Below are 26,250 nucleotides of genomic sequence, written 5' to 3'. Positions count from 1 at the left end.
CTCAGCTCGGCCCGAGCCGGCGCTGCCGCTCGGCGCGCCACCAGCGGCGGATCAGCACCACGCTGGCGACGAGGCCGAGCGCGGCCGGCGCGGCGCCGAACCAGTTGACGTCGCCCGGTGAGGTGACCGCCGCGCCCACCGCCGCGTAGCCGAACGCGGTGGGCGCGGACGCGATCACGCTGCCCGCGAGGAACGGCAGGACCCGGGCGCCGGTGGTGCCGTAGCCGTAGCTGACCAGCCCGAAGCCGGCGATCGGCAGCAGCCGTACGGTGATCACGCCGAGGACGCTCTGCCGGGCGAACCAGCCGTCCAGCCGGGCCAGCCGGCCGCGTACCCGCTCGGCGACGAACTCCCGCCCGAGGAGGCGGCCGACCGCGAAGCCCAGCGCCGCCGCGAGCAGCGCGGCACCCAGCGCGTACGCGGCGCCCTCCAGCGCGCCGAAGATCGCTCCCGAGGCGAGCGTGACGAAGGTCCGGGGGACCAGCGCGACCAGCAGCAGCGCGCCGCCGAGGACCGCCGCCACGGGGGCGAGGGCGCCCATCCGGTCGGCCAGCCGGGGCAGTTGGTGCGCCTCGGGCAGGTCGACGACGAGCAGCACCGCCCCGAAGGTGACCAACAGGAGCAGCAGCAGGGCGAAGCGGACGGCCGACGGCTGGCGCAGCAGCCGCCGGACGGCCGGGATCATGCCCTGGCGGCGGCGGCCACCGCGGCGCGGCGCTCGGCGCGCAGCCGGTCCGACCAGGTGTCGTCCAGCGGCGGGAGCTGGTGCACGCCCGTGGCCCAGCGCAGCAGCAGGTCCGCCAGCGCGGGATTGCGGGCCAGGGCCGGGCCGTGCGAGTACGTGCCGAGCAGCTTGCCCCGCCACGCCCCCTCGGTGGCGCCGTCATTGCCGACCCCGGCGGTGACCCGGGCCAGCGGGGAGACCCCCGGGCCGAGGTGGGTACGCCCACCGTGGTTCTCGAACCCGGTCAGCGCCGGTACGCCCAGCCGCGGGTCGATCTCGCCGGCCAGCTCGCCGACGGCGCGCGTCGGCCCCCGGTCGGAGGAGAGGTCGAGCAGCTCCAGCCCGGCGTAGAGGGTGCCCTTGGCGAAGAAGGAGGTGCCGAGGAGCTGGTAGCCGGCGCAGACGCCGAACACGACCGAGCCCTGGGCGACGGCCCGGTGCAGGCCGCCGTCGGCGAGCAGCCGCTGCGCGCCGAGCGCCTGCGGGCCGTCCTCGCCGCCGCCGATGAGGTAGATGTCGGCGGTGGAGGGCAGCCGCTGGTCGGAGCGCACCTCCAGCACCTCGACCGGGAAACCGCGCAGGCGCGCCCGGCGGGCGAGGATCAGCGCGTTGCCACGGTCGCCGTAGGTGGAGAGCAGGTCGGGGTAGATCCAGACGATGCGCAGGCTCTCAGTTGACACGGTCCAACTCCGCTCGGATGTCCTGGAACGCGGTGTAGTTCGCGATGACCTCCAGGCGCCCCGGGGGCACCGACCGGACGGCGTCGGCGAATGTCCGCACATGCTGGAAGGGCACGTCGTTGACCTCCAGCCGGACCGCGAGGTCGTACGCGCGGTCGCCGGTGATCAGCACCTGCCGGCCCCGTAGCGGGGCGAAGTCGACGTCGAAGAGCCACGAGGTGTCCAGCCCGTCGGGGTCCCGGGCGTTGATGGAGAGCAGTGTCGGGGCGACGTCGGCCATGTCGAACGCCTCCAGCCAGCTGGCCGGGTTCTTCGCCAGCAGCAGCCGGATGTTGCGCCCGTCCCGGTCGACCTGCGCGTAGCGGCCCGCGACGGACGTGACGGTGCCGAGCTGGAGCACGGCGTCCACGGGCCGGACGCCGAACTCGGCGGCGACGGCCAGCGCGGTCGCGGCGTTGCCGACGTTGACCTTGCCGGGGAGCTGGAGCTTGACCTTGTGCCAGGCGCCCGTCGGGTCGAGCACGCCGTCGTCCTCCACCGTCCACTGCGGCTCGGGCCGGCGCAGCGGGCAGCCGCTGCACCACCACTGGTCGCCGGAGCGCTGGATGGTGGAGCCGCACTCGGGGCAGACCCAGGAGTCGTCGTGCCAGCGCTGCCCGGCGCTGAACCAGGTGACGTGCGGCGGGGCGATGCGGTGGTCGTGGTTGGGCGGCGGGGTGGCGGCCCACACCACCATCGGGTCGTCGGCGTTGGCGACGATGCGCACGTTGGTGTGCCGGACCAGCGCGGCGCGCCAGAGCTGCGCCATCATGGCGACCTCCTTGGCCCGGTCGAGCTGGTCGCGCGAGAGGTTGAGCAGCGCCACCACGTGCGGCTCGGTGGCCTCCAGCACCTGGGCGAGGTAGTGCTCGTCGACCTCCAGCACGGCGTAGGGCGTGCTGCCGGCCTTGGCGAGCGCCGAGGTGTGCCCGGTCGGCATGTTGGCGCCGAACGAGTTGGTGGCGACGCGACCGAGCACCCCGACCGCCGCGGCGGTGAGCCGGGTGGTGGTGGTCTTGCCGTTGGTGCCGGAGATCAGGGCGATCGCGCGCCCGGCCGACAGGTGGGCCAGCAGGTCCGGGTCGATCTTCAGGCCGATCCAGCCGCCGATCACCGAGCCGTCACCGCGCCCCGCGGCCCGCGACAGCGCCGCGGCGGTCCGCGACACCGAGCTGGCCACCTTTGCCCGCAGGGGCATCTTCGCGTCCGTCACCCGAGCGAGGTTACCGGACCGCCGACCCCGCCAGATCGCCGCCGACGGCGAACCGTTCGGCCGGGGTGGCCCGGCGGGGCGGTCGGGGCGCGCTCAGCCGGACGGAGTCGATCTATGTCGGAAAGCGGACCGGCCCCGGCGGCCCCGCAGCCCTCCACTCCGCTCCACCCCCGTTGACGTGCGGTTTTGCGCGCCGAAACGCCGCGCCACGCGGGCGATTCTGGTTGCGGGTGGAGGGAAGTGGAGTAGAGTGGGGCCCAATGGTGAGGCCGGGAGGGCCCACCGGCCCGGGGGGTCAGCGGCGCCGCGAACGCCGCTCAAGGGCGAGGGGGTTGGGCCGATGTTCCTCGGCACCCACACCCCACGCCTGGACGACAAAGGCCGGTTGATCCTTCCGGCGAAGTTCCGGGACGAGTTGGCGGGGGGTGTCGTGATAACCAAAGGGCAGGATCGCTGCCTCTACGCCTTCCCGATGCCCGAGTTCCAGCGGATCGCGGAGCAGTTGCGCGCGCAGCCGATGACGAACAAGGCGGCCCGGGCCTACAGCCGGGTCTTCTTCGCCAGCGCGCACGACGAGGTGCCCGACAAGCAGGGCCGGGTGACGATCCCGGCCCACCTGCGGGCCTACGCCGCACTCGACCGGGACCTGGTGGTGATCGGCGCGAGCACCCGGGTGGAGATCTGGGACAAGGCTGCCTGGGAGTCCTACCTCGCGGAGAGCGAAGACGACTTCGCCGACATCGAGGAGGGGGTGCTGCCCAGCGGTCTGTAGGGCGTGATGACGCCCGACGTACTGCGAGATCTCCACCCGCTTTCGAGTTCCTGGCACCCCTTCCCCGGTGCCAGGCGCACGATCCGATCGGAGGGCCGCGGCCTCCGACGGGCGGGAGCGGATGGGGATCTGGCGGTACGACGGCACGGCGTCGTCCGACGACGGACGCATGAAGGACGAGGGTTTCACACCAGTGGGGGTCGACATGGGGGAGCTACGCGGCACGCACGTGCCGGTGCTGCTCGAGCGGTGTCTCGAGTTGCTGGCCCCCGCGCTGGGCCGGGGCGGACGGACGGTCCACGTCGACGCGACGCTGGGGCTGGCCGGGCACGCCGAGGCGGTTCTCGAGGCGCATCCGGAGACGGTGCTGATCGGGCTCGACCGGGACACCGAGGCGCTCGCCCACGCGCGTGTCCGGCTGGCCCGCTTCGCCGACCGGGTCCACCTGGAGCACGCCGTCTACGACGAGTTGCCGGAGGTGCTCGACCGGCTGGGCTACCCGGGCATCGACGGGATCCTGTTCGACCTGGGCGTCTCCAGCCTGCAACTCGACGCACCCGACCGCGGGTTCGCCTACGCGCAGGACGCCCCGCTGGACATGCGGATGGACCAGACCCGGGGGGTGACCGCCGAGGAGGTGGTCAACACCTACCCGCACCCGGACCTGGCCCGGGTGCTGCGGGTCTACGGCGAGGAGAAGTTCGCGGGCCGGATCGCCTCGGCGATCATCCGCGAACGCGAGCGGGCCCGGATCACCTCGTCGGCGCGGCTGGCGGAACTGGTCAGGGAGTCCATTCCGGCACCGGCGCGACGAACCGGGGGACACCCGGCCAAGAGAACGTTTCAGGCTTTACGGATCGAGGTAAACAAGGAACTGGCAGCGCTGGAGACGGCGCTGCCAGCCGCGCTCGACAAGCTCAACGTGGGCGGCCGCATGGTGGTCCTGTCCTACCACTCGCTGGAGGACCGGCTCACCAAGGCGGCGCTCAGCGACCGGGTCCGCAGCAAGGGCCCGGTAGACCTCCCGGTCGAACTGCCCGGGTCCGGTCCGACGTTCCGGCTGCTGAGCCGGGGCGCCGAACTGCCCGGGGAGGCGGAGGTCGCCGCGAACCCGCGCGCCGCCTCGGTGCGGCTGCGGGCCGCGGAGCGACTCGACCCGGACGCTGCGCAGCAGGGGCGTACCGACCGCGAACGGTACCGCCGGCGGGTGAAGGCAATGCACCAGCCAGGGGCGGGGACCGGAGGATCCGACACGGATCCGACGGACCCCGGGGGACGGGACAGGGACGGACGAAGAGGGGGAGGGACATGACGATTGACAAGCGCGACCGCCGGGACGTAACCGGCGGCGGGCAGCGCGCACCGCGGTCGGGGGGCCGGACCGCGGCGGAGCGGGCCACGCGCATCGGGACCGGCACGCCGCGGGCGGACCGCGCGAACCGGCAGGGGGAGACTCGCGCCCGGGGGGCGCGCGAGTTCCCGACCCAGGGCAGCGCCGCGCTGCGGCCGGCCGAGCGGCAGAACGCCGGCACGGCGCGTCCGCCCCGACTCCGGGTGGCGCCGCCACCGCCGGTGCGGGTGCCCCGGGCGCCCTTCGCCGCGCTGGTGCTGGTGCTGGTGGTCGGCGGGGTGCTCGGCATCCTGCTGGTCAACACGAAGATCAACGAGAACGCCTTCCGGCTGGAGAAGCTCCAGGAGCAGCAGGCCAAGCTCGACGTGGAGCAGCAGCAGCTGAACAAGGAGATCGCCGACGCGGAGGCCCCGGGCAACCTGGAGGCCCGGGCCCGCAAGCTCGGCCTGGTGGAGGCCGGCGAGCCGGCGTACATCCGGCTGCCCGACGGCAAGGTGATCGGCGTGCCGCAGCCGGCCGAGGGCCAGCCCTCGATCACCAGCCAGCAGGGCGCGGGAGGCTGACGACCGTGCCACCGAGATCGGAGGAACCGCGCCGGGACGCCACAGGCTCCCGGCGCGGTTCGTCCCGCAACGCCGGTGGCCGGGGCGCCGAACCGCGCTCCGGTGAGCCGGGGGTCGGTGGCATCTCCGACGCCCGGGCGTACACCCCGCGCGGGCGCACCGTGCGCGAGCAGCGCGCCGGCGGGCGCGCCGAGCCCGACGCGGACGCCGGCCCCGCCGCGCAGCGCCGCACGCCGCGCAGCACCCGCTCCGGCGACCCGTTCCGCCCCGCCCTCCAGGTGCTCGACGGCGGCCGCGCGGGCGCCGGCCGGGCCGGCCGGCGCGAGGCGGCGGGCCGCTCCGGCGTCGTCCGTACCGTCACACCGCGCACCCCCCGCCACGACGACGAGCCGCCCGCGCCGCGCCGCACCGCCGCGCGGCCCGCGCGCCGGCCGGACCGCCCGGCCGCCCGGCGACCGTCGCGCAAGCCGCGTAAGCCACCCCGGCTGGCCGACCCCCGGCGCCGGCTGCGGCTGGGCACCGTGCTCACCCTGACGCTCTTCGCCGTCATCGGCATCCGGCTGGTCGTCCTCCAGACCGTGGAGACTCCGGCGTACGCCGGCGGCGGCGTCGCCGACCGGCTGCGTACCGTCACGCTGCCGGCGGCGCGCGGCGCCATCTACGACCGGGACGGCGCCCCGCTGGCGCACAGCGTCGAGGCCCGCTACGTCTACGCCGACCCCACCCAGGTCAAGGACCAGCAGGCCACCGCCAAGGCGCTCTCCCCGCTGCTCGGCATGCCGGCCTCGGAGCTGGCCGAGAAGATGAAGCCGCGCAAGCGCGTCAACGGCGTCGACTCGCAGTTCGAGTACCTCGCCCGGGGGGTCGACATCGACCGGGCCCGGAAGATCACCGCGCTGGAGCTGCCCGGCATCTACACCCACCGCGACGAGCGGCGCGAGGTGCCCGGCGGGGACCTCGCGGCCAACCTGCTCGGCTTCACCAGCCAGGACATGGTCGGGTTGGAAGGGCTGGAGGCCCGCTACGACGACGTGCTGCGCGGCAAGGACGGCAAGCGGGTCTACGAGGTCGGCCTCGGCGACCTGGCCGCCCCGATCCCCGGCGGCTACAGCGAGACGACCAAGGCCAGGCCGGGCAGCTCGCTCCAGCTCACCATCGACCGTGACCTGCAGTTCATGGTGCAGCGGATGCTGAGCCGGCACATGGCGCAGAGCAAGGGCAGCACCGGCGCCGCCGTGGTGATCGAGATTCCCTCCGGCGAGGTGCTGGCCCAGGCCAGCCACCCCACCTACAACGCGGCGAAGCCGGTGCCGAGCGACCCGAGCGACCGGGAGGACGCGGCCACCAGCTTCGTGGTCGACCCCGGCTCGGTGCACAAGGCGATCACCTTCGGCGCCGCGCTCCAGGAGCGCGTGATCACCCCCGACACCACGCTGCCGATCGCCAACAGCATCAAGAAGGGCGACACCTGGTTCTCCGACACGCACCGCGCCGACGGCAAGCGGATGAGCCTGCCCGGCATGATGGCGTACTCGTCCAACGTCGGCACGATCCACATCGCCGACAAGCTCGGCCCCGAACGCCTCATCGACTACCAGAAGCGCTTCGGCCTCGGGGAGCCGACGCGGGTCGGCATGCCCGGCGAGGCCAGCGGGCGGCTGCTGCCGGCCGACGAGTGGAGCGGGTCGTCGGCCGGGTCGGTGCCGATCGGGCACAGCGTGGACGCCACGCCGCTGCAGATGGCCGCCGTCTACGCGACGATCGCCAACGACGGCACGTACGTGCAGCCGCGCCTGGTCAAGGAGGTGATCGGGCCGGACGGGAAGCGTGCGCTGACCGAGCCCCCGGTCACCCGGTCGGTGCTCAGCCCGGAGAACGCCGCCGCCCTGCGGCACATCCTGGAGGCGGTCACCACCGTCGAGGACGCCACCGGCAGGGCCGCGGCGATCCCCGAGTGGCGGGTCGCCGGCAAGACGGGCACCGGCTGGCGGTTGGTCGACGGGCAGAAGCAGCTCGGCGAGGTGGCCTCGTTCATCGGGATGGCTCCGGCGGAGAAGCCGCGCTACGTGATCGCGGTCTTCGCGCACACCCCCTCCGGCGGCGGCGGGGCCATCGCGGCCCCCGCGTTCCGGGACATGATGCAGTTCACGCTGCGTCACTACGGCGTGCCGCCGAGTGGGGAGAAGGCCCCGAAGTTCACGGTCTATCCGCGCTGAGCGGCCACACCGCGACATCATCGGTGAGTGCCGACGAACCACCGGGGCGGCTGTGCGGCCGGAACCGGACGACCGGGTAGGGTCTGACGCCGTGCCCGGCAATCCTCGTCCCCGTACCGTGATCGGTGTCCGGCTCGGCGACCTCGCCGCCCGACTCGCCGTCGAGCCCCCGGAGGGCGCCGCCGAGGTGGTGGTGACCGGGGTGACCCACGCCAGCCAGGAGGTCCGCCCCGGCGACCTGTACGCGGCCCTGCCGGGCGCCCGCCGGCACGGCGCGGAGTTCGCCGCCGCCGCGGCGGCCGCCGGCGCGGTGGCGGCGCTGACCGACCCGGCGGGCGCCGCGGCGGTGACCGGGGCGGGCCTGCCGGCGCTGGTGGTCCCCGACCCCCGCGCGGTCCTGGGCGACCTCGCGGCGACGGTCTACGGCGACCCGACCGCGCACCTGACGGTGATCGGGGTGACCGGCACGGCCGGCAAGACCTCGACGGCCTACCTGGTCGAGTCCGGCCTGCGCGCCGCCGGCCACACCACCGGCCTGATCGGCACGGTCGAGACCCGCCTCGGCGACCTGGCGATCGACAGCGTGCGCACCACGCCCGAGGCCACCGACCTGCACGCCATGCTGGCCGCCGCCCGCGAGCGCGGCGTCACGGCCGTGGTCATGGAGGTCTCCAGCCACGCGCTGGCGATGGGCCGCGTCGGCGGGGTCCGGTTCACGGTCGGCGGCTACACCAACTTCGGCTCCGACCACCTGGACTTCCACGCCGACTCGGCGGACTACTTCGCGGCGAAGGCGCAGCTGTTCGACGGGCGCTGCGCGGTCGAGGTGCTCAACCACGACGACCCCGCGCTGAAGCCGCTGTACCGCCCGACGACGGTCACCTACTCGGCGGCCGGAGACCCGGGCGCCACGTGGTGGGCCGACGAGGTCGGCGGCGAGGGGTACGCGCAGCGGTTCACCGCGCACGGCCCCGACGGGCTGGTCGTGGCGGCCGGCGTGGCGCTGCCGGGCCGGCACAACGTGGCCAACGCCCTGCTGGCCATCGCCGCGCTCGTCGCCGCCGGCGTGGATCCGCGCACCGCCGCCGCCGGGGTGGCCGAATGCGGCGGGGTGCCCGGCCGGCTGGAGCTGGTGGACGCCCCCGGCCCGGTCCGGGGGGTCGTCGACTACGCGCACAAGGCGGACGCGATCGTCGCCGCGCTGGCGGCGCTGCGGGAGTACGGCGCAGGCCGGTTGATCTGCGTGATCGGTGCCGGCGGGGACCGGGACCGGGGCAAGCGGCCGGTGATGGGCGCCGCCGCGGCGGAGGGAGCCGACGTGGTGCTGGTGACCGACGACAACCCGCGTACGGAGGACCCGGCGGCGATCCGCGCCGAGGTGCTCGCCGGCGCCCGACAGGCCGGCACGACGGCCCGGGTCGAGGAGGTGGCCGACCGCCGGACGGCGATCGACGCGGCGGTCCGGCTTGCCGAGCCGGGCGACGTGGTCGCGGTGCTCGGCAAGGGCCACGAGCGCGGGCAGGAGATCGGTGGCGAGGTGCACCCGTTCGACGACCGCACCGAGCTGGCCGACGCGCTGCGCGTCCGCTTCGCCGACGCGGCGGGTCAGCGGTGATCCCGCTCAGCCTGGCCGAGGTCGCCTCGGCGGTCGACGGGCGGCTGGCCGGCGCCGACCCGCAGGCCCGGGTCACCGGTCCGGTCGAGTTCGACTCACGCAAGGTGTGCCCGGGCGCGCTCTTCGTCGCCTTCCCGGGCGAGAAGGTGGACGGGCACGACTACGCCGCCGGCGCGGTGGCCGCCGGCGCGGTGGCCGTGCTCGGCACCCGGGAGGTGCCCGGCGTGCCGATGGTGCTGGTCGACGACGCGCTGGCCGCCATGGGCCGGCTGGCCCGCGCGGTGGTCGACCGGCTGCCCGGGCTCACCGTGGTCGGGTTGACCGGCTCGTCGGGCAAGACCACCACCAAGGACCTGATCGCCCAGCTCACCGCGCGGCTCGGCCCGACCGTCGCCCCGCCCGGCTCGTTCAACAACGAGCTGGGGCACCCGTACACGGCGTTGCAGGCCGGGCCCGAGACCCGCTACCTGGTGATGGAGAAGGGCGCCCGCGGGGTGGGGCACGTGCGCTACCTCTGCGACGTGGTGCCGCCCCGGATCTCCGTGGTGCTCAATGTCGGGGTGGCGCACATCGGCGAGTTCGGCTCGGTGGAGACGATCGCGCTGGCCAAGGGCGAGCTGGTCGAGGCGCTGCCCGCCGATGGGCTGGCCGTGCTCAACGCCGACGATCCGCTGGTCGACGCCATGGCCGCGCGTACGGTCGCCCGGGTCGTCCGCTACGGCGAGGCGGCGCACGCCGACGTGCGGGCCGAGGACGTGACGCTGGACGAGCGGGGGCGGCCCGCGTACACCCTCGTCACCCCGGAGGGGACCGCACCCGTACGGCTCGGGCTGACCGGCCGGCACCAGGTGTCCAACTCCCTCGCCGCCGCCGCGGTGGCCCGCGAGCTGGGCATGCCGCTGGCCGAGCTGGCCACCGCGCTGGGCGCGCTGGGGCTGGTCTCCACCCGCCGGATGGACGTCTTCGAACGCGTCGACGGGGTGACCGTGATCGACGACTCGTACAACGCCAACCCCGCCTCGATGGCGGTCGCGCTGCGCGCGCTGACCGGCATCGGGCGGGAGCGGCGCACCGTCGCGGTGCTCGGCTACATGGCCGAGCTGGGCCCGTTCGAACGCGACGGGCACGCCGAGGTCGGCCGGCTCGCGGCCGAACTGGGCGTCGACCGGCTGCTCGTGGTGGGCGAGCCGGCCGCGCCGATCCACGAAGGCGCGACATCGGTAGGGGACTGGGGAGGAGAGTCGGTGCTGCTCACCGATCAGGCGGCGGCCGTCGAGGTGCTGCGCAGCGAGTTACGACCGGGCGACGTCGTCCTGGTGAAGGGCTCCCGGTACCGCACCTGGGAGGTGGCCGACGCGCTGCGCGCGGACGCCGCCGGGGACGGATCCGGCCCGACGGCGACGGGGGGCGGCGCCGCATGAGGGCGGTCATCGTCGCCATCGGGGTGGCCTTCCTGGTCTCGCTGTTCTGCACCCCGATCGCGATCAAGGTGTTCGCCCGGCTGAAGGCCGGCCAGCCGATCCGATCAAACCTCGGGCTCGCCAGCAACGAGGGCAAGAAGGGCACGCCGACGATGGGCGGCGTGGTCTTCATCCTGGCCACGGTCATCGCGTACGTGGCCGGACACCTGGCCCTGACGACCCTGCCGGACGCGCAGATCGCCCAGGTCGAGCCGACCATCACCGCGCTGGTGCTGCTGGGGCTGATGGTCTTCTCCGGCGCGGTCGGCTTCATCGACGACTTCCTCAAGGTGCGCAAGCGGCACAGCGGCGGTCTCAACAAGCGCGGCAAGCTGCTCGGGCAGATCCTGGTCGGCGCGGTCTTCGGCGTCGTGGCGCTCTACTTCCCGAGCACCATGACCGACGCCGCGGGGGCCGAGACCAACACCGAGACCGTGGGCAGCACGACGCTCAGCTTCATCCGGGACATCCCGGCGCTGGACGTCACCAAGATCGGCGCGGTGGTCATCTTCATCTTCGTGGTGATGGCCGCGACCAACGGCGTCAACCTCACCGACGGCCTGGACGGCCTGGCGACCGGCGCCTCGGTGATGGTCCTCGCGGCGTACGCGCTGATCGCCTTCTGGCAGTACCGGCACTGGTGCGCCGACCCGAACTACACCCAGGACTACTGCTACGCCGTCCGGGACCCGCTGGAGATCGCGCTGATCGCCGGCGCGGCGGCCGGGGCCTGCGTGGGCTTCCTGTGGTGGAACACCTCGCCGGCGCGGATCTTCATGGGCGACACGGGCGCGCTGGGCCTGGGCGGCCTGATCGCCGGCATGGCGATGTCCACGCGGACGATCCTGCTGCTGCCGATCATCGGTGGCCTCTTCGTGATCATCACGATGTCCGTGGTGATCCAGATCATCTCGTTCCGTACCACCGGCAAGCGCGTGTTCCGGATGTCGCCGTTGCAGCACCACTTCGAGCTCGCCGGGTGGAGCGAGGTCAACATCGTGGTCCGGTTCTGGATCATCGCCGGCATCGGCGTGGCCATCGCGCTGGGCCTGTTCTACAGCGAGTTCCTCGCCAACATGACCTGAGCGGGCCGGCAGGTCCCGCCGCGGGGCCCGGGCGCGTGTCGCCCCGGGCCCCGCGGCGCGTCCGGCCCCGGGAGGCCCGCGCGACCCGGCGCAAGCCCGACACGCCGACCGGGCCGTTGCGCCGGTGACGACCCCGGGTAACCGCCATGATGGTGCGGTGGGGGAGGGACGAGGCATCGAGGTCACGGCAGAGGGGACGCCCGGGCGGTCGGCGGGAGGCAGGCGTACGCGCGACGCGCCCGCCGCGACGCGCGGGCCGGACGACCCCGGTCCCCAGGTGCCGCACGGGCTGGACGCCGCCGGCGGGCTGGCCGCGCTGCGTGGTCTGCTGGACCGCCCGTTGGCCTCCTACTACCTGCTGCTGTCCAGCGCCGGCCTGCTGCTGCTGATCGGCCTCACCATGGTCTTCTCGGCGACCAGCGTCCGGGACTACGCGGAGAACGGCAACGCCTCGACGTCCCTGGTCAAGCAGGCGATCTTCGCGGTGATCGGCATCGTCGCGTTCTGGGCGTGCCAGCGGCTGCCGGCGACGACCTACCGGTCCCTGGGCCGGCCGCTGTTGTTCACCGCCGTCGGCCTGCTGCTGGTGCTCAACCTGCTGCTCGCGTACGCCCGGCTGACGAACCAGGACTCCGCCCGGATCGGCCCGGTCGAGGCCCGGCTGCTGTGGCTCTTCGTCGGTGGCATCCAGGTGCAGCCCTCCGAGTTCGCGAAGTTCGCCCTGGTGCTCTGGGGCGCCCACGTGATCGCCCGCAAGGGCGCCGCGCTGGGCTGGTGGCGCGAGCTGGCCACCCCCCTCTTCCCGGTGGTCGGCCTGCTCTTCGTCCTCGTCGGCTACAACGACCTGGGCACGATGCTCTGCCTGCTCGCCCTGGTGGTGGGGCTGCTCTGGGCAGCCGGGGTGCGGCTGCGGGTCTTCGCCGCGCTCTCCGCGGTGGGTCTGCTCGGTATCGGCCTGCTGGTCGCGGTGGCCTCGCTCGGCGCCGGCTCCGGCGAGACGGGCGAGAAGAACTACCGGCTGGCCCGGCTGACCGCCTTCATCAATCCGCCGCCGCCGGACCAGTGCAAGCTGGAGGACTGCTACCAGATCGCCCAGGCGCGCTACGCCATCGAGAACGGCGGGTGGTTCGGCGTCGGCCTCGGCAAGAGCAGCCTCAAGTGGCAGTGGCTGCCGGCGGCGGAGAACGACTTCATCTTCGCCGTGGTCGCCGAGGAGTTGGGCGTCGTCGGGTGCGTCGTGGTGGTGGCGCTCTTCGCCGTGCTGGCGTACACCGGCCTGCGGATCGCCCGCCGGGTCGAGGACCCGTTCCGCCGGCTCGCCGCCGCGGCGGCGACCGCCTGGCTGGTCGGCCAGGCGGTGATCAACATCGGCGGGGTGGTCGGCCTGCTGCCGCTGACCGGCGTGCCGCTGCCGTTCATCTCCGACGGCGGGAGCGCCCTGGTGGTGACCCTCGCCGCGATCGGGATGCTCGCCTCCTTCGCCCGCGCCGAACCCGACGCCGCCAGAGCGCTGCATGCCCGTCCGCCGGCCCGATGGGTCCGACTACTCTGGGCCCCGTTGCCGCCGCTTCCCGGGCGGCGCCGCCGGCCGGCGGCGTCCCCGGCCGCCCGAGGGTCCGTGCCCCGGGCGCGGGAGCGGCGGGGAGACGACCAGGCCGCACCGCGCGGGGTCCGGCTGGCCCGGACCAGGCGTGGGTCGGCGGACGAGAGGAGACGTTGATGGGTCCGCTGCGTTCGGTGGTGCTCGCGGGAGGTGGCACCGGGGGGCACATCTACCCGCTGCTCGCCTTCGCCGACTGCCTGCGCCGACACGACCCCGGCGTCCGGATCACCTGTCTGGGCACACCCAAGGGCCTGGAGAACGAGCTGATCCCGCCGCAGGGCTACGACCTGCGGCAGATCCCGGCCTACCAGCTGCCCCGCTCGGTGAACATGAACCTGGTCAAGACGCCCGGCCGGATGTGGACCGCGGCCCGCGCCGCGGGCAAGGTCGTCGACGAGGTGCGCGCCGACGTGGTGGTCGGCTTCGGCGGGTACGTCTCCGTGCCGGCCTACCTCGCCGCCTGGCGGCGTGAGCTGCCGATCGTCATCCACGAGGTCAACGTGCCGCCGGGGGTGGCCAACCGGCTGGGCATGCGGTTCACCAACCACGTGGCGGTCGGCTTCCCGCACCAGCCGGCCCAGGCCGAGGCCCTGCGCGACGCCCGGGTGGTCGGCGTACCGCTGCGCCGGGGCATCGCCGGGCTGGACCGGTTCGCCATGCGCAACGCCGCCAGGGCCCACTTCGGCCTCCGCCCCGACCTGCCGGTGCTCTTCGTCGCCGGCGGCTCGCAGGGCGCCCGCTCGATCAACCTCGCCGTCGCCGGCGCGGCCAAGGAACTCGCCCGCAACGGGGTGCAGGTGCTGCACGTGATCGGCGCCCGCAACGAGCCGGTGCCGGTCCCGACCGACCTGCCGGTCCCGTACGTGACGCTGCCGTACCTGTCCGAGATGGAGGCCGGCTACGCCGCGGCGGACCTGATGCTCGGCCGGGGCGGGGCGATGACCTGCGCCGAGGTGGCCGCCATCGGGCTGCCCACCATCTACGTGCCGTACCCGCACAGCAACCAGGAGCAGAAGCGCAACGCGCTGCCCGTGGTGGAGGCCGGCGGCGGGCTGCTCGTCGACGACGCCGAGCTGACGCCGGACTGGGTCGAGCGGACCGTCATCCCGCTGATCCGCGACCCGCACCGGCTACACGCGATGGGCGCCGCCGCCGCCGCGTACGGCCGCCGCGACGGCGACGAGGCGCTGCTCAACTTCGTCTACGAGGCGGTGGCCAAGTGAGCGCGAGGAGTGAGCTTGCGAGCCCCGCAGTCGCGAACGAAAGGCAGGCGCAGTGAGCGCGAGGAGTGAGCTTGCGAGCCCCGCAGTCGCGAACGAAAGGCAGGCGCAGTGAGCGCGAGGAGTGAGCTTGCGAGCCCCGCAGTCGCGAACGAAAGGCAGGCGCAGTGAGCGCGAGGAGTGAGCTTGCGAGCCCCGCAGTCGCGAACGACGGTGGCCCCGTGACCGGGCGCACCGCGACGGGAAGGTACGCGTCATGAACACCGCACAGTTCACCCCGGCCGGCACGCTCACCGCCGAGGACCTGGGCACGATCCACCTCATCGGGGTCGGCGGGGTCGGCATGAGCGGGCTGGCCCGGCTCTTCCTCACCCGGGGCATCCGGGTCTCCGGCAGCGAGCTGCGGGAGTGGCCCTCGCTGGCCGGCATGCGCGCCCTCGGCGGCACGATCCACATGAGCCACGAGGCGTCCAACCTCGACGGCGTCGACACGGTCGTCTACTCCTCGGCGATCCCGCAGGACCACCTGGAGATGGTGGAGGCACGCCGGCGCGGCCTGCGCGTGCTGCACCGCTCCGAGGCGCTGGCCGCCGCGATGACCGGCCGCCGGACGGTGGCGGTCGCGGGCACCCACGGCAAGACCACCACCACGTCGATGGTCACGATGGTGCTCCAGCAGGCGGGGCAGGACCCGTCCTTCGTCATCGGCGGGGAGATCTCCGAGGTCGGCTCGGGCGCCCACCACGGCACCGGCGAGTACTTCGTGGTCGAGGCGGACGAGAGCGACCGCTCCTTCCTGATCTACCGCCCGTACGTGTCGATCATCACCAACGTCGAGGCCGACCACCTGAACACCTACGGCGACCTCGCCACGCTGGAGGCGGCCTTCGCCGACTTCGCCCGGCTCACCGACCCGGACGGCTTCATCATCACCTGCGCCGACGACCCGGGCGGCCGGCGGCTGGCCGAGACGCTGCGCGCGGAGGGCCGCCGGGTGCACACCTACGGCGAGGCGCCCGACGCCGACCTGCGGCTGACCGACATCGCCTCGTCGGCCCGGGGGGTTCGCTACCTGGCGGGCATCGACGGGCGCTCGCTCGGCGAGTTCCGGCTGCCGGTGCCCGGGCGGCACATGGGGCTCAACAGTGCCTCGGCCGTGCTGACCGCGTACCTGCTGGGGCTGCCGCTGGAGGCGGCCGAGGGCGCGCTCGCGGCGTTCCCCGGCGTGCGGCGGCGCTTCGAGCGCAAGGGCGTCGCGGACGACGTGCTGGTCTACGACGAGTACGCCTACCACCCGACCTCGATGACGCTGGCGTTGCAGACGCTGCGCGAGGTGGCCGGGGACGGCCGGGTGATCGTGGTCTTCCAGCCCTACCGGCTCTACCGCACCCGCGACCTGCAGGCGGAGATCGCCGAGTCGTTGGCGATCGCCGACGAACTGGTGCTGCTGGAGGTCTTCGGTCCGGGCGAGCTGCGCGAGCCGGGGGAGGGGTCGGCGGCGCTGATCGAGGCCGTGGCGCTGCCGGCGGAGCGGAAGGTCTTCGTGGACTCGTGGGAGGCCGCGCCGGTGGAGGTGGCCCGGCGGGCCCGCCCCGGCGACGTGGTGGTGACCATGGGTGCCCCGCCGATCTCGCTGATGGGGGATCAGCTGCTTGCCGCGCTGGCGGCGCGTACCGCCGGTCCGGCGGGGACGACGCCCGGCGGCGACGCGGGCGGGACGACGAGCATCGGTGGCACCGTCCCCGGCGCCGGCGGCGCGGTCCCGGACGGCGCGGCGCCCGCAGCCGGATGAGCCCCGGCCCGGCGCGGGGGCGCACCACGGGCGCGGACGGCGGCGGCCGGCGCGGGCCGCAGCGGCGGTGGCAGCTGGTCCGGGCCGGCAGCGACGCGGTGCCCGCGTCGACCCGCCGCTTCATGGCCCGGGCCCGGCAGCGTCGGATGCGCGCGGCGCTGCCGTGGGCGGTCGCCGCGGGCGTGCTCGCGGTGGCCGGGCTGGTCGCCTGGACCGTGCTCGGCACCGGCCTGTTCGGGGTGCGTGAGGTCCGCGTCGAGGGCGCCGAGCTGGTCACCAGCGTCCAGGTCCGCGACGCGGCCGCGGTGCCCGACGGCGCCCCGCTGGCCCGGGTGGACCTGGCCGCCACCGCGCGGCGGGTCGGCGGGCTGCCGGCGGTGCAGCGGGCCGTGGTGACGCGCGACTGGCCGGACACGCTGGTGGTGCGGGTGACCGAGCGCACGGGCGTGGCGGCGGTGCCGCGCGGCGAGCAGTTCGTGGTGATCGACCGCGCGGGCGTGGTCTTCCGGACGGTGCCCCGGGCGCCGGACGGTTTGCCGCTGGTCCGGCTCGCCGAGCCGGGTCCGGGCGACGGGCCGACCCGGGCGGCGCTGGAGGTGCTCGGCGCGCTCACCCCGCAGCTGCGCGCCGAGCTGGTGGACGTGACCGTCGAGGGGCTGGCCCGGATCACGCTGCGGCTGCGCGGCGACCGGGTGGTGGTCTGGGGGGACGCGACCCGGGGCGCGGACAAGGCCCGGGTGGCCAGCGCGCTGCTCGACCGGAAGGCCGACACCATCGACGTCAGCGCGCCCGACGTGGTGACCCTGCGGTGACCGGCTGCCCAACTGGCGACGTGACCCGTCCCGCTCCGGCGGCGACACGCCGAGCGGGTCCTTGGCTCATCGCGTGAGGGCGCTTACGTTGCCCCGAAGGGGATCAGTGGTTGACATAACAGTAAGCCTCTAGTAGAGGGTGAGGGTTTGGCCCTGATCCTCGCTGGGGACAGCTCTCGTCGGCCGCTGGTCTGGCCAGGCCTTACCCGGTCGGCCCATGCCAATCTCGAAGGGAAAGGACCGGAGATGACACCTCCGCACAACTACCTGGCGGTCATCAAGGTCGTCGGCATCGGTGGCGGCGGCGTCAACGCCGTCAACCGGATGATCGAGGTTGGGCTCAAGGGCGTCGAGTTCATCGCGATCAACACCGACGCGCAGGCGCTGCTCATGAGCGACGCCGACGTGAAGCTCGACGTCGGCCGCGAGCTGACCCGTGGGCTCGGCGCCGGCGCCAACCCCGACGTCGGCAAGAACGCCGCAGAGGACCACCGCGACGAGATCGAGGAGGTCCTCAAGGGCGCCGACATGGTCTTCGTGACCTGCGGCGAGGGCGGCGGCACCGGCACCGGCGGCGCGCCCGTGGTGGCGAACATCGCCCGCAAGCTCGGCGCGCTGACCATCGGCGTGGTGACCCGGCCGTTCTCGTTCGAGGGCAAGCGCCGTCAGGTGCAGGCGGAGTCCGGAATAGACGAACTGCGCAACCAGTGCGACACGCTCATCGTCATCCCCAACGACCGGCTGCTGGCGCTCGGCGACCGCAACATCAGCATGATGGACGCGTTCCGCACCGCCGACCAGGTGCTGCTCTCCGGTGTCCAGGGCATCACCGACCTGATCACCACGCCCGGTCTGATCAACCTGGACTTCGCCGACGTCAAGAGTGTGATGAGCGGCGCGGGCAGCGCGCTCATGGGCATCGGCAGCGCGCGCGGCGAGAACCGCGCCGTCGAGGCGGCCGAGGCGGCCATCTCCAGCCCGCTGCTCGAGCAGAGCATGGACGGCGCGCGCGGCGTGCTGCTCTCCATCGCCGGCGGGTCGGACCTGGGCCTGTTCGAGATCAACGACGCGGCCCAGCTCGTCACCGACGCGGCCCACCCGGACGCCAACATCATCTTCGGTGCCGTCATCGACGACGCCCTCGGCGACGAGGTGCGGGTCACCGTCATCGCGGCGGGCTTCGACGGGGGCGCGCCGGCGTACAAGGCGGCCGAGCCGCCCCGCAAGAGCAACCAGAACCAGCCGGCGCAGCCGAGCACCCCGGTCGCGCCGCCGGCCACCATGCCGGCCCCGCAGCAGTCGCCCCGCCGGGTGCTCTTCGACGACGTCGACGTGCCCGACTTCCTCAAGAATGGTTCCTGAGTACCGCCGATGACCGACAGTCCAGCCACGGTGCGCCCGGACCGGCGCGCCGAGATCGCGGCCGGCCTGGCCCGCGTACGGTCCCGGATCGCGGGTGCCTGCGCCGACGCGGGACGGGACGGATCCGAGGTCACCATGATCGCGGTGACCAAGACCTACCCGGCCGGGGACGTGGTGGCCCTGGCCGGGCTCGGCGTGACCGACGTGGGGGAGAACCGCGACCAGGAGGCGTCCGCCAAGGCGGCCGAGGTGGCGGCTGCCGGGGTGACGCCCCGGTGGCACTTCATCGGGCAGTTGCAGCGCAACAAGGCCCGCTCGGTGGTCCGCTACGCCGACGTCGTGCACTCGGTCGACAGTGTCCGGCTGGCCCGGGCGCTGGACGCGGCGTCGGCGTCGGCGCGCGACCGGCCGCTGGAGGTGCTGGTCCAGGTCAGCATCGACGGGGACGCGGCCCGGGGTGGGGCGCTGCCGGGCTCGGCCGACCCGGGCGCCGGGCTCGACGCGGTGGCCGAGGTGGTCGCCGGCGCGGAGGCCCTGAGGCTGGCCGGCCTGATGGCCGTGGCGCCGCTGGGCTGGGAGCCGGAGCGGGCGTTCGCCCGACTGGCCGAGGTGGCCGCCGCGTTCCGGACGCTCCACCCGGGAGCCACCGCGCTCTCCGCCGGGATGAGCGGCGACCTGGAAATCGCGATCCGGTATGGCGCGACACATGTCCGCGTCGGCAGCGCGTTGCTCGGAATGCGTCCCACGCTGCGGTAGCCTGACCGCGGGAAGCAAATTACATCTGTGTTGTTTGAGGGATCGGCGTCCCGTTGTCGGGGGTCGTGGCACGCGACGCGAATCGCGTGCCAGGGGATTGCCGATCCGCTCCAGTGGGCAAGTGGTCCACTCGCGACAAGCGACACGGGTACGGGGGCGCGTGCCGCACGGCGGACGGGAAGGGCGCGGGATGGGTGCACTGCGCAAGGCGGGGGTCTGGCTCGGTCTGGTCGAAGAGGACGACGAGCGGGCCTACGACGACGGTGGCTACGACAAGGGCGGCTACCGCGACTCGCGTTACCGGCAGAGCCGGTACTCGGAGGAGTTCGCCGACGACGACGAGGACGACTCCGAGGAGCCGCCGGCGCCCCGGTCCCGGCTCGCCGACCGTGGCCGGCTCTCGGAGCGCGCCGCCGCGCGGGCGGCCGACGCCGAGCGGGGCGACCCCGACCGGCCGGAGCGGGCCGAGCGCTCCAGCGTCCGCTCCATCACCCGGCCGTCGGCGGGCGACACCTCGGGCGCGTTGACCTACCACACCCGCGACAACCTGGCGCTGGCGCCGCAGGCGCAGCCCCGGGAGCGTGCGGTGATGGCGGAGGAGGAGCAGCGCTACCAGATCACCACGCTGCACCCCACGACGTACCGGGAGGCGCGCACCATCGGTGAGCACTTCCGCGACGGCGTCCCGGTGATCATCAACCTCACCGAGATGGACGAGGCGGACGCGCGTCGACTTGTCGACTTCGCCGCCGGCCTCGCGTTCGGGCTGCGGGGTACGATCGAGCGCGTGACCAATCGGGTGTTCCTGCTCTCACCGGCCAATGTCCAGGTCACCGCGGAGGACAAGGCCAAGATCGCCGAGGGCGGCTTCTTCAGCCTGAGCTAGCCCCGCCCGACCCGAGGGACGTCGCCTGCCGTGTTGTCGATCGTGCTGCAAGTGCTGTATCTGGTGCTCTACTTCTTCCTGCTCGTCCTGCTGGCCCGGTTCGTCCTGAGCGCCGTGCTCCAGTACGGCCGCCGCTGGCAGCCGGGGCGTGGGGCATCGGTGGGGCTGGAAATCGTGTGGAGCGTCACTGATCCCCCTCTCAACGCGTTGAGGCGTGTGATCCCTCCGTTGCGAATTGGTACCGTGAGCATCGACCTGGCCTCACTTGTGCTCCTGGTTATCCTGTTCGTGCTGATGGAGTTCGTGTTGAGGCGGTCGATCATCGGCACCGTCTGATGAGCGACGCGCTTTCGCGGCCGCAACTGACCCGAGGAGTTTCGATGCCGCTGACCCCGGCCGACGTCCACAACGTCGCCTTCAAAAAGCCGCCGATCGGCAAGCGGGGCTACGACGAGGAGGAGGTCGACGCTTTCCTCGACGAGGTCGAGCGTGAGCTTGCCCGTCTCATCGAGGAGAACAACGAGCTGCGCGCCCAGGTGGAGCGCGGCGGCCGTGGTGGGGCCCCCGCCGGCCCCGGCGGCGACGCCCGTCTCGCGGCGGAGCTCAACGACGTCAAGGCCCAGCTCGACCGGGTGCAGCGCGACAAGGCGGCGGCCGAGCAGGCCGCCCGCGCGATGCAGGCCGAGCTGGAGCAGGTCCGCTCCGCCGGCGGTCCGGCCGTCGGCGGCGCCGACGGCGAGCAGCAGGCGCTGCGGGTGCTGATGATGGCCCAGCGGACGGCCGACGACCACGTCTCCGACGCCCGTCGCGAGGCCGACCAGCTGCTCTCCGAGGCCCGTTCCAAGGCCGAGGAGGTCACCCGCGAGGCCCGCGCCAAGGCCGACGCCCTGGAGCGCGACGCCCGCCAGCGGCACCAGGAGGCCATGGGCGGCCTGGACGCCAAGCGCACCGCCCTGCAGAAGCACATCGAGGAGCTCAAGCAGTTCGAGCGCGAGTACCGCACCCGGCTCAAGGCCTACCTGGAGAGCCAGCTGCGTGACCTCGACGGTCGCGGCCAGGGCCTGGAGGTCGAGATGACCCGTGGTGGTGAGGGCACCCGGGCCGCCGGCAGCGGCAACGGGCTGGCTGCCGCCGGTCTCGCCGGCTCCTACGGCGGCGGTCGCTCCGGCGCTCTCGAAGCCGGTCGCTGAACCATCGGTCGGCGACCGTCGTCCTGACGGTCGCCGACCTCGCCTCATCAGCACGACGCGGCGGGGGTGAGCCGTGATAGTCGCCAGTCTCCTGCTCATCCTCGTCGCGGTGGTGCTGCTGGTGCTCGGCCTGGCCGGTGGCTCCAGCGTTCTCCTGACCATCTCCATCGCGGCCAGCCTGCTGGCCGCCGTCGCGCTGGTCGCGGGCGCCCGCCAGGCGGCCGTGGACCGGGCGGCGGCGGATCCTGGCGGGCCGCGATGGCGGCCCCGTCGGGCGACCCGCCCGGCCGAGCCGGCCTCCGCCGGCGGGCGGTCGGCGGAGCCGGAGATCCCCGTCCAGCACGTTCCTCCGACGGTCGGCCCCGACGGCACCGGGTGGCGGCAACCGCCCGAGCCGCCGGTGGCCGACGGCGACGTCCCGGCCGCCCCGCCCGGGGCCGGCCCGGCCGTGCCGTACGACGACGAGCCGCCCGCGCAGGACGTCGCACCGGTCGAGGCCGCCCGGGTGGCCCGCCTCGACGCCGAGGTGCGGGTGGTCGACGGGCGGCCCCGCTACCACCTGCCCGACTGCGCCTACCTGGCGGGTCGGGAGCACGAGCCGCTCCCCGTCGCCGAGGCCGTCGAACTCGGCTTCACCCCCTGCGCCCGCTGCGCGCCCGACACCACCCTGCTCGCCGACGCCGGTCGGATCTGAGCGGGGCGACGGTTGTCGATGGATGACACGCTGACCGTCGCGGTCCGGGTGAAGCCCGGCTCTGCCCGGGCCCGCGTCGGCGGCCGCTTCGACGGTCCCCACGGGCCCGCCCTCGTGATCGCCGTGAACGCCCCGGCCGTCGACGGGCGGGCCACCGAGGCGGCCCGCCGCGCGCTGGCCGGCGCGCTGGGCGTACGGCCGGCGGTGGTGTCGCTGCGCGCCGGCGCGGCCAGCCGCGACAAGCTCTTCCTGGTCGAGGGCCCCGCCCCGGAGTTGACGGAGGCGCTGCGCCGGCTGCGCGACGGGGCCGCCGGGTGACCGACGCCGGGGCCGGACGGCGGTGACGCCGGGGCTGGATCTCGCGCTCCTGCTCGGCGCGGCCGTCCTGCTGGTCGCGGTCGGCGCGGTCCGACTCTCGACCCGCCTCGGGGTGCCGAGCCTCCTGGCCTACCTCGCCCTCGGGGTGGCGATCGGGGAAACAGGGCTGGGCATCCGCTTCGACGACGTCGAGCTGACCCGCACCCTGGGCTTCTGCGCGCTCATCGTGATCATCGCCGAGGGCGGGCTGACCGCGCGGTGGAGCACCCTGCGCCCGGTGCTGGGGCTGGCCGCCCTGCTCTCCACGGTCGGCGTGGTGGTCAGCATCCTGGTCGTCGGCCTGGTCGTGCACCTGCTGCTGGGGCTGGACTGGCGGCTGGCGCTGCTCTACGGCGCCGTGCTCTCCTCCACCGACGCGGCGGCGGTCTTCGCCACGCTGCGCCGGCTGCGGCTGCCGCCCCGCCTGGTGGCCACCCTGGAGGCGGAGTCGGGGATGAACGACGCCCCGGTCGTGCTGCTGGTGGTGCTGCTGTCGCGCGAGGGGGTCGCCCACCCGTGGTGGTACGAGGTCTCCCTGGTCAGCTACGAGCTGGGCGTCGGCGCGGCGGTCGGTGCCGCGGCCGGCGTCGGCGGGCGGTGGGCCCTGCGGCGGGCGGCCCTGCCGTCGGCGGGGCTCTACCCGATCGCGGCCGTCGGGCTGACCGTGTTCGCCTACGCCGCCGGGGCGGTGCTGCACGCCTCCGGTTTCCTCGCCGTCTACGTGGCGGGCGTGATCCTCGGCAACGCCCGGCTGCCGCACCGGCAGGCGATCCTCGGCTTCGCCGACGGGCTGGCCTGGCTGGCCCAGATCGGCCTGTTCGTGCTGCTCGGACTGCTCGTCTCGCCGGGCCGGCTGGGCTCGGCGGTGCTGCCGGCCGTGGTCGTCGGGCTGGCGCTGGTGCTGCTGGCCCGGCCGCTGTCGGTGGCGGCGTCCGCGCTGCCGTTCCGGTTCGGCCTGCGTGAGCAGGCGTTCCTGTCCTGGGCCGGGCTGCGCGGGGCGGTGCCGATCGTGCTCGCCACGATCCCGCTGTCGGAGCGGGTGCCCGGCGCCGACCGGCTCTTCGACGCGGTCTTCGTCCTGGTGGTGATCTTCACGCTGTTGCAGACCGGGACGCTGGGTCCGGTGGCCCGCCGGCTGCGGGTGACCGCGCCGGCCGAGGCGACCGAGATCCGGGTGGAGACGGCGCCGCTGGAGCGGATGGGCGCGGATCTGCTCCAACTGGAGGTGCCGCCCGGGTCCCGGCTGGCCGGGGTGCACGTCGACGAGTTGCGGCTGCCGCTGGGCGCCTCGGTGACGCTGGTGCTGCGCGACGGGGCGGGCGTCGTGCCCGGCCCGGACTTCCGGCTGAAGACCGGCGACAGCATGTTGATCGTGGCCACCGCGGGGGTGCGCGACGAGGCGGAGCGGCGGCTGCGGGCGGTCAGCCGGCGGGGGCGGCTGGCCCGCTGGTTTGGCGAGTACGGCCGGGGCCCCGACGCCTGATCTGCTAGCGTTCCTTTTGCCCCGGTTAGGGATGACTAGGGGCCGAACGCCGGTGCGTCGGAGCGGCACGTTGTCGTGCGCCTGTACGTTCCGTATTCTTGCGAATCTCCGGAGTGCGCGGCCCCGTCGCCGCGCGCCCCTTTTGTACCTGGGGGCGCCGATGCCGGCGGCCCCTGTCCAGGTGCCGCGGACCGCCGCGGCTCCGCGGCCGAGGGAGCGACGATGGCGAAGCCAGCCGACACCAGGACCGCCGGCCGGAAGCCGGTGGCGAAGGCCACCCGCACCGCTGCGGAGACCGAGAAGATCCGGGCGGCCCTGGCGGCGCGGCGTGACGAGTTGCGCGCCGAGTACGATCAGACGCTGAGCGAGATCACCGAGCTGCAGCGCGACCGGCTGACCGACTCGGCCGGGGACGACCAGGCCGACACCGGGACCAAGACGTTCGAGCGTGAGCAGGAGATCTCACTCGCCAACAGCATCCTGGAACGGATCACGCAGGTCGAGCGGGCGCTGGAGCGGCTCGACGAGGGTGGCTACGGCTGGTGCGAGCGGTGCGGCAACCCCATCCCGGTGGAGCGGCTCGCCGCCTTCCCGTCGGCCACCCTCTGCGTGACGTGCAAGCAGCTGGAGGAGCGGCGCTGAGGCCCGCTCCCCGGCGGCCATGGGAGGCGGCGCGGACGCGTCGCCGCGAGCGTCGATGGGGAGCAGATGTCCGAAGCACCGTCCGCCGGGTCCGGCGGCGCTGAGCCGGGTGCCGGCAGCGCCGAGCCGAGGGCCGGCACGCCCCACCGCCGGCCCGTCGCGATCCTGTTCGGCCTCGCGCTGACCGTGCTCGCCGCCGACGCCCTCACCAAGCACCTCGCCTTGGACGCCCTGGAGGACCGGGAGCCGGTCAGGCTGCTCGGCGGTGCGGTCTACCTCAGCCTCACCCGCAACAGCGGCGCGGCGTGGAGCATCGGCGCGGATCACACCTGGGTCTTCCCGCTGATCACCCTCGGGGTGGTCGGTTGGATCGTCTGGATGGCGCTGCGCCTGCGCTCGCTGCCCTGGGCGATCTCGCTGGGCCTCGTGCTGGGCGGGGCGCTGGGCAACTTCGTCGACCGGGTCTTCCGCGCCCCGGGCTGGTTCGTGGGGCACGTGGTCGACATGGTCAGCGTCTTCGCCCCGTACGGCCGGGTGTTCCCCGTGTTCAACCTGGCCGACAGCGCCCTGGTCTGCGGTGTGCTGCTCGCCCTCCTGCTGGAGCTGACGGGCCGGCAGCGCGACGGCAGCCGGATCGGCCACGGCGAGCCCACCGACGAGGCGGCGGCCCAGGCCGACGCCGGGCAGCGGGAGCGGGCATGACCGCCGCCTTCGCCGCCGGCGGCGACCACCGTTCCCTGCCCGTTCCCGACGGCCTCGACGGCCAGCGGCTCGACCAGGCCGTCTCGCGGCTGTTCGGGCTGTCCCGCACCGCCGCCGCCGCCCTGATCGACGCCGGCGACGCCCTGGTCGACGGGGTCGTCCGGCCCAACTCCCACCGGGTCAAGGCCGGCTCCTGGCTGGAGGTGACCCTGCCCGCGCCGGTCGCCCCGCCCACCGTGGTGCCGCAGGCGGTGCCCGGGCTGCGGGTCGTGTACGCCGACGACGACATCGTGGCGGTGGACAAGCCCGTCGGCGTGGCGGCCCATCCGAGCCCCGGCTGGACCGGCCCGACGGTGATCGGCGCGCTGGCTGCCGTGGGGCACCGCATCTCGACCAGCGGCGCCGCCGAGCGGCAGGGCGTGGTGCACCGGCTCGACGTGGGCACCACGGGGATCATGGTGGTGGCGAAGAGCGAGCAGGCGTACACCGCCCTGAAGCGCGCGTTCAAGTACCGCGAGGTGGAGAAGCGCTACCACGCGGTCGTGCAGGGGCACCTCGACCCGCTGCGCGGCACCATCGACGCCCCGATCGACCGGCACCCCACCCACGACTACCGCTGGGCGGTGGTCTCCGGCGGCAAGCCGAGCATCACCCACTACGACACGGTCGAGGCGTTCCCGGCGGCGAGCCTGGTCGACGTGCGGCTGGAGACCGGGCGTACGCACCAGATCCGGGTGCACTTCTCCACGCTGCGGCACCCGTGCGTGGGTGACCTCACCTATGGCGCGGACCCGACCCTGTCCGCCCGGCTCGGACTGAGCAGGCAGTGGCTGCACGCCCGGTCGTTGAGCTTCCTGCACCCCCGCACCGGGGACGAGGTGCACTTCGAAAGCGACTACCCTGACGACCTGGACCGCGCGCTCGGGATCCTCCGCGACTGAGCGTCGGTGGGCGAAACGTCGGAACCCGCACCCGACGTGACGGCTGCGTCACCGGGATCGACCGGGCGGGCGCCCGGCGCGACGCCGCCGGT

General features: G+C 74.1%; 24 protein-coding genes and 1 pseudogene. 22 read left to right on the top strand and 3 right to left on the bottom strand.

Going from position 1 to position 26,250, the window contains the following annotated elements:
- Position 1 precedes the first annotated feature (1 nt).
- From AC5L34_RS13785 to AC5L34_RS13775, 3 genes are read right to left on the bottom strand one after another with little or no spacing between them, the layout of a single operon-like run.
- The gene (locus tag AC5L34_RS13785; RefSeq protein ID WP_441174836.1) at positions 2 to 685 is read right to left on the bottom strand and encodes a TVP38/TMEM64 family protein; all 684 of its coding nucleotides are present in this window, start codon (positions 683 to 685) and stop codon (positions 2 to 4) included.
- Positions 682 to 1,404: a type 1 glutamine amidotransferase gene (locus tag AC5L34_RS13780; protein ID WP_494825184.1), complete on the bottom strand. Its 723-nt coding sequence runs from the start codon at positions 1,402 to 1,404 to the stop codon at positions 682 to 684. Before AC5L34_RS13780 ends, AC5L34_RS13785 begins: the two co-directional genes overlap by 4 nt.
- On the bottom strand, positions 1,394 to 2,641 hold the full coding sequence (locus tag AC5L34_RS13775; protein WP_357976039.1) for a Mur ligase family protein: 1,248 nt from the start codon (positions 2,639 to 2,641) through the stop codon (positions 1,394 to 1,396). Before AC5L34_RS13775 ends, AC5L34_RS13780 begins: the two co-directional genes overlap by 11 nt.
- Before the next feature lie 355 nt (positions 2,642 to 2,996).
- Between AC5L34_RS13775 and mraZ the strand changes: the two genes are divergently transcribed.
- From mraZ to AC5L34_RS13665, 22 genes and pseudogenes are all read left to right on the top strand, one after another.
- Positions 2,997 to 3,428 (top strand): division/cell wall cluster transcriptional repressor MraZ, encoded by a 432-nt coding sequence (gene mraZ, locus AC5L34_RS13770; protein WP_088999233.1) that lies wholly within the window; start codon positions 2,997 to 2,999, stop codon positions 3,426 to 3,428.
- 205 nt (positions 3,429 to 3,633) lie between these two features.
- Positions 3,634 to 4,747, top strand: a pseudogene (gene rsmH / locus AC5L34_RS13765) (16S rRNA (cytosine(1402)-N(4))-methyltransferase RsmH).
- A complete protein-coding gene (ftsL, locus tag AC5L34_RS13760) occupies positions 4,737 to 5,342 on the top strand; it encodes a cell division protein FtsL (protein WP_441174834.1) in 606 nt (201 codons plus the stop codon). Before rsmH ends, ftsL begins: the two are co-directional and overlap by 11 nt.
- 5 nt (positions 5,343 to 5,347) lie before the next feature.
- Positions 5,348 to 7,558 (top strand): peptidoglycan D,D-transpeptidase FtsI family protein, encoded by a 2,211-nt coding sequence (locus AC5L34_RS13755; RefSeq protein ID WP_494825181.1) that lies wholly within the window; start codon positions 5,348 to 5,350, stop codon positions 7,556 to 7,558.
- A 52-nt stretch (positions 7,559 to 7,610) separates the two neighbouring features.
- The gene (locus AC5L34_RS13750; protein ID WP_494825179.1) at positions 7,611 to 9,173 is read left to right on the top strand and encodes a UDP-N-acetylmuramoyl-L-alanyl-D-glutamate--2,6-diaminopimelate ligase; all 1,563 of its coding nucleotides are present in this window, start codon (positions 7,611 to 7,613) and stop codon (positions 9,171 to 9,173) included.
- Positions 9,170 to 10,594, top strand: coding sequence for a UDP-N-acetylmuramoyl-tripeptide--D-alanyl-D-alanine ligase (locus AC5L34_RS13745; protein WP_441174831.1), 1,425 nt, complete (start codon positions 9,170 to 9,172; stop codon positions 10,592 to 10,594). The genes AC5L34_RS13750 and AC5L34_RS13745 overlap by 4 nt, the downstream gene beginning before the upstream one ends.
- Complete coding sequence (gene mraY, locus AC5L34_RS13740; protein ID WP_088999238.1) at positions 10,591 to 11,718, top strand: phospho-N-acetylmuramoyl-pentapeptide-transferase; 1,128 nt, start codon at positions 10,591 to 10,593, stop codon at positions 11,716 to 11,718. The genes AC5L34_RS13745 and mraY overlap by 4 nt, the downstream gene beginning before the upstream one ends.
- A gap of 307 nt (positions 11,719 to 12,025) precedes the next feature.
- On the top strand, positions 12,026 to 13,438 hold the full coding sequence (locus AC5L34_RS13735; RefSeq protein ID WP_089003331.1) for an FtsW/RodA/SpoVE family cell cycle protein: 1,413 nt from the start codon (positions 12,026 to 12,028) through the stop codon (positions 13,436 to 13,438).
- A complete protein-coding gene (gene murG, locus AC5L34_RS13730; protein WP_441174830.1) occupies positions 13,438 to 14,544 on the top strand; it encodes an undecaprenyldiphospho-muramoylpentapeptide beta-N-acetylglucosaminyltransferase in 1,107 nt (368 codons plus the stop codon). Before AC5L34_RS13735 ends, murG begins: the two co-directional genes overlap by 1 nt.
- A gap of 253 nt (positions 14,545 to 14,797) precedes the next feature.
- Positions 14,798 to 16,333, top strand: coding sequence for a UDP-N-acetylmuramate--L-alanine ligase (gene murC, locus AC5L34_RS13725; protein WP_441174829.1), 1,536 nt, complete (start codon positions 14,798 to 14,800; stop codon positions 16,331 to 16,333).
- The gene (locus AC5L34_RS13720; protein ID WP_441174828.1) at positions 16,330 to 17,145 is read left to right on the top strand and encodes a cell division protein FtsQ/DivIB; all 816 of its coding nucleotides are present in this window, start codon (positions 16,330 to 16,332) and stop codon (positions 17,143 to 17,145) included. Before murC ends, AC5L34_RS13720 begins: the two co-directional genes overlap by 4 nt.
- Positions 17,146 to 17,391: 246 nt before the next feature.
- On the top strand, positions 17,392 to 18,507 hold the full coding sequence (gene ftsZ, locus AC5L34_RS13715) for a cell division protein FtsZ (RefSeq protein WP_088999242.1): 1,116 nt from the start codon (positions 17,392 to 17,394) through the stop codon (positions 18,505 to 18,507).
- A gap of 9 nt (positions 18,508 to 18,516) precedes the next feature.
- Positions 18,517 to 19,263, top strand: coding sequence for a YggS family pyridoxal phosphate-dependent enzyme (locus tag AC5L34_RS13710; protein WP_441174827.1), 747 nt, complete (start codon positions 18,517 to 18,519; stop codon positions 19,261 to 19,263).
- A 190-nt stretch (positions 19,264 to 19,453) separates the two neighbouring features.
- Positions 19,454 to 20,149: a cell division protein SepF gene (locus AC5L34_RS13705; RefSeq protein ID WP_088999244.1), complete on the top strand. Its 696-nt coding sequence runs from the start codon at positions 19,454 to 19,456 to the stop codon at positions 20,147 to 20,149.
- Positions 20,150 to 20,179: 30 nt separating this feature from the next.
- On the top strand, positions 20,180 to 20,485 hold the full coding sequence (locus tag AC5L34_RS13700; RefSeq protein WP_088999245.1) for a YggT family protein: 306 nt from the start codon (positions 20,180 to 20,182) through the stop codon (positions 20,483 to 20,485).
- A gap of 44 nt (positions 20,486 to 20,529) precedes the next feature.
- Positions 20,530 to 21,339, top strand: coding sequence for a DivIVA domain-containing protein (locus AC5L34_RS13695; protein ID WP_088999246.1), 810 nt, complete (start codon positions 20,530 to 20,532; stop codon positions 21,337 to 21,339).
- A gap of 73 nt (positions 21,340 to 21,412) precedes the next feature.
- On the top strand, positions 21,413 to 22,033 hold the full coding sequence (locus AC5L34_RS13690; protein WP_494825174.1) for a hypothetical protein: 621 nt from the start codon (positions 21,413 to 21,415) through the stop codon (positions 22,031 to 22,033).
- A gap of 18 nt (positions 22,034 to 22,051) precedes the next feature.
- Positions 22,052 to 22,351 carry a DUF167 domain-containing protein gene (locus AC5L34_RS13685; protein WP_441174825.1) on the top strand — a complete coding sequence of 100 codons (300 nt, stop codon included), beginning with the start codon at positions 22,052 to 22,054 and terminating at the stop codon, positions 22,349 to 22,351.
- A gap of 22 nt (positions 22,352 to 22,373) precedes the next feature.
- Positions 22,374 to 23,873, top strand: coding sequence for a potassium/proton antiporter (locus AC5L34_RS13680; RefSeq protein ID WP_494825172.1), 1,500 nt, complete (start codon positions 22,374 to 22,376; stop codon positions 23,871 to 23,873).
- A 222-nt stretch (positions 23,874 to 24,095) separates the two neighbouring features.
- Positions 24,096 to 24,515 carry a TraR/DksA family transcriptional regulator gene (locus tag AC5L34_RS13675; protein ID WP_088999249.1) on the top strand — a complete coding sequence of 140 codons (420 nt, stop codon included), beginning with the start codon at positions 24,096 to 24,098 and terminating at the stop codon, positions 24,513 to 24,515.
- 66 nt (positions 24,516 to 24,581) lie between these two features.
- Positions 24,582 to 25,217 (top strand): signal peptidase II, encoded by a 636-nt coding sequence (lspA, locus tag AC5L34_RS13670; protein WP_441174823.1) that lies wholly within the window; start codon positions 24,582 to 24,584, stop codon positions 25,215 to 25,217.
- Positions 25,214 to 26,158 carry an RluA family pseudouridine synthase gene (locus tag AC5L34_RS13665; protein WP_363903713.1) on the top strand — a complete coding sequence of 315 codons (945 nt, stop codon included), beginning with the start codon at positions 25,214 to 25,216 and terminating at the stop codon, positions 26,156 to 26,158. Before lspA ends, AC5L34_RS13665 begins: the two co-directional genes overlap by 4 nt.
- Positions 26,159 to 26,250: the final 92 nt, after the last annotated feature.

This window comes from Micromonospora sp. ZG13 (assembly GCF_059359355.1).
This window is presented reverse-complemented; position numbering and strand designations above follow the sequence as displayed.

What these genes read in the sequence shown, in the direction of transcription:
- AC5L34_RS13785 (WP_441174836.1), bottom strand. Translation starts at nt 685, where the DNA reads ATGATCCCGGCCGTCCGGCGGCTGCTGCGCCAGCCGTCGGCCGTCCGC.
- AC5L34_RS13775 (WP_357976039.1), bottom strand. Translation starts at nt 2,641, where the DNA reads ATGCCCCTGCGGGCAAAGGTGGCCAGCTCGGTGTCGCGGACCGCCGCG.
- mraZ (WP_088999233.1), top strand. Translation starts at nt 2,997, where the DNA reads ATGTTCCTCGGCACCCACACCCCACGCCTGGACGACAAAGGCCGGTTG.
- ftsL (WP_441174834.1), top strand. Translation starts at nt 4,737, where the DNA reads ATGACGATTGACAAGCGCGACCGCCGGGACGTAACCGGCGGCGGGCAG.
- mraY (WP_088999238.1), top strand. Translation starts at nt 10,591, where the DNA reads ATGAGGGCGGTCATCGTCGCCATCGGGGTGGCCTTCCTGGTCTCGCTG.
- murG (WP_441174830.1), top strand. Translation starts at nt 13,438, where the DNA reads ATGGGTCCGCTGCGTTCGGTGGTGCTCGCGGGAGGTGGCACCGGGGGG.
- murC (WP_441174829.1), top strand. Translation starts at nt 14,798, where the DNA reads ATGAACACCGCACAGTTCACCCCGGCCGGCACGCTCACCGCCGAGGAC.
- AC5L34_RS13720 (WP_441174828.1), top strand. Translation starts at nt 16,330, where the DNA reads ATGAGCCCCGGCCCGGCGCGGGGGCGCACCACGGGCGCGGACGGCGGC.
- ftsZ (WP_088999242.1), top strand. Translation starts at nt 17,392, where the DNA reads ATGACACCTCCGCACAACTACCTGGCGGTCATCAAGGTCGTCGGCATC.
- AC5L34_RS13710 (WP_441174827.1), top strand. Translation starts at nt 18,517, where the DNA reads ATGACCGACAGTCCAGCCACGGTGCGCCCGGACCGGCGCGCCGAGATC.
- AC5L34_RS13705 (WP_088999244.1), top strand. Translation starts at nt 19,454, where the DNA reads ATGGGTGCACTGCGCAAGGCGGGGGTCTGGCTCGGTCTGGTCGAAGAG.
- AC5L34_RS13695 (WP_088999246.1), top strand. Translation starts at nt 20,530, where the DNA reads ATGCCGCTGACCCCGGCCGACGTCCACAACGTCGCCTTCAAAAAGCCG.
- AC5L34_RS13685 (WP_441174825.1), top strand. Translation starts at nt 22,052, where the DNA reads ATGGATGACACGCTGACCGTCGCGGTCCGGGTGAAGCCCGGCTCTGCC.
- AC5L34_RS13675 (WP_088999249.1), top strand. Translation starts at nt 24,096, where the DNA reads ATGGCGAAGCCAGCCGACACCAGGACCGCCGGCCGGAAGCCGGTGGCG.
- lspA (WP_441174823.1), top strand. Translation starts at nt 24,582, where the DNA reads ATGTCCGAAGCACCGTCCGCCGGGTCCGGCGGCGCTGAGCCGGGTGCC.
- AC5L34_RS13665 (WP_363903713.1), top strand. Translation starts at nt 25,214, where the DNA reads ATGACCGCCGCCTTCGCCGCCGGCGGCGACCACCGTTCCCTGCCCGTT.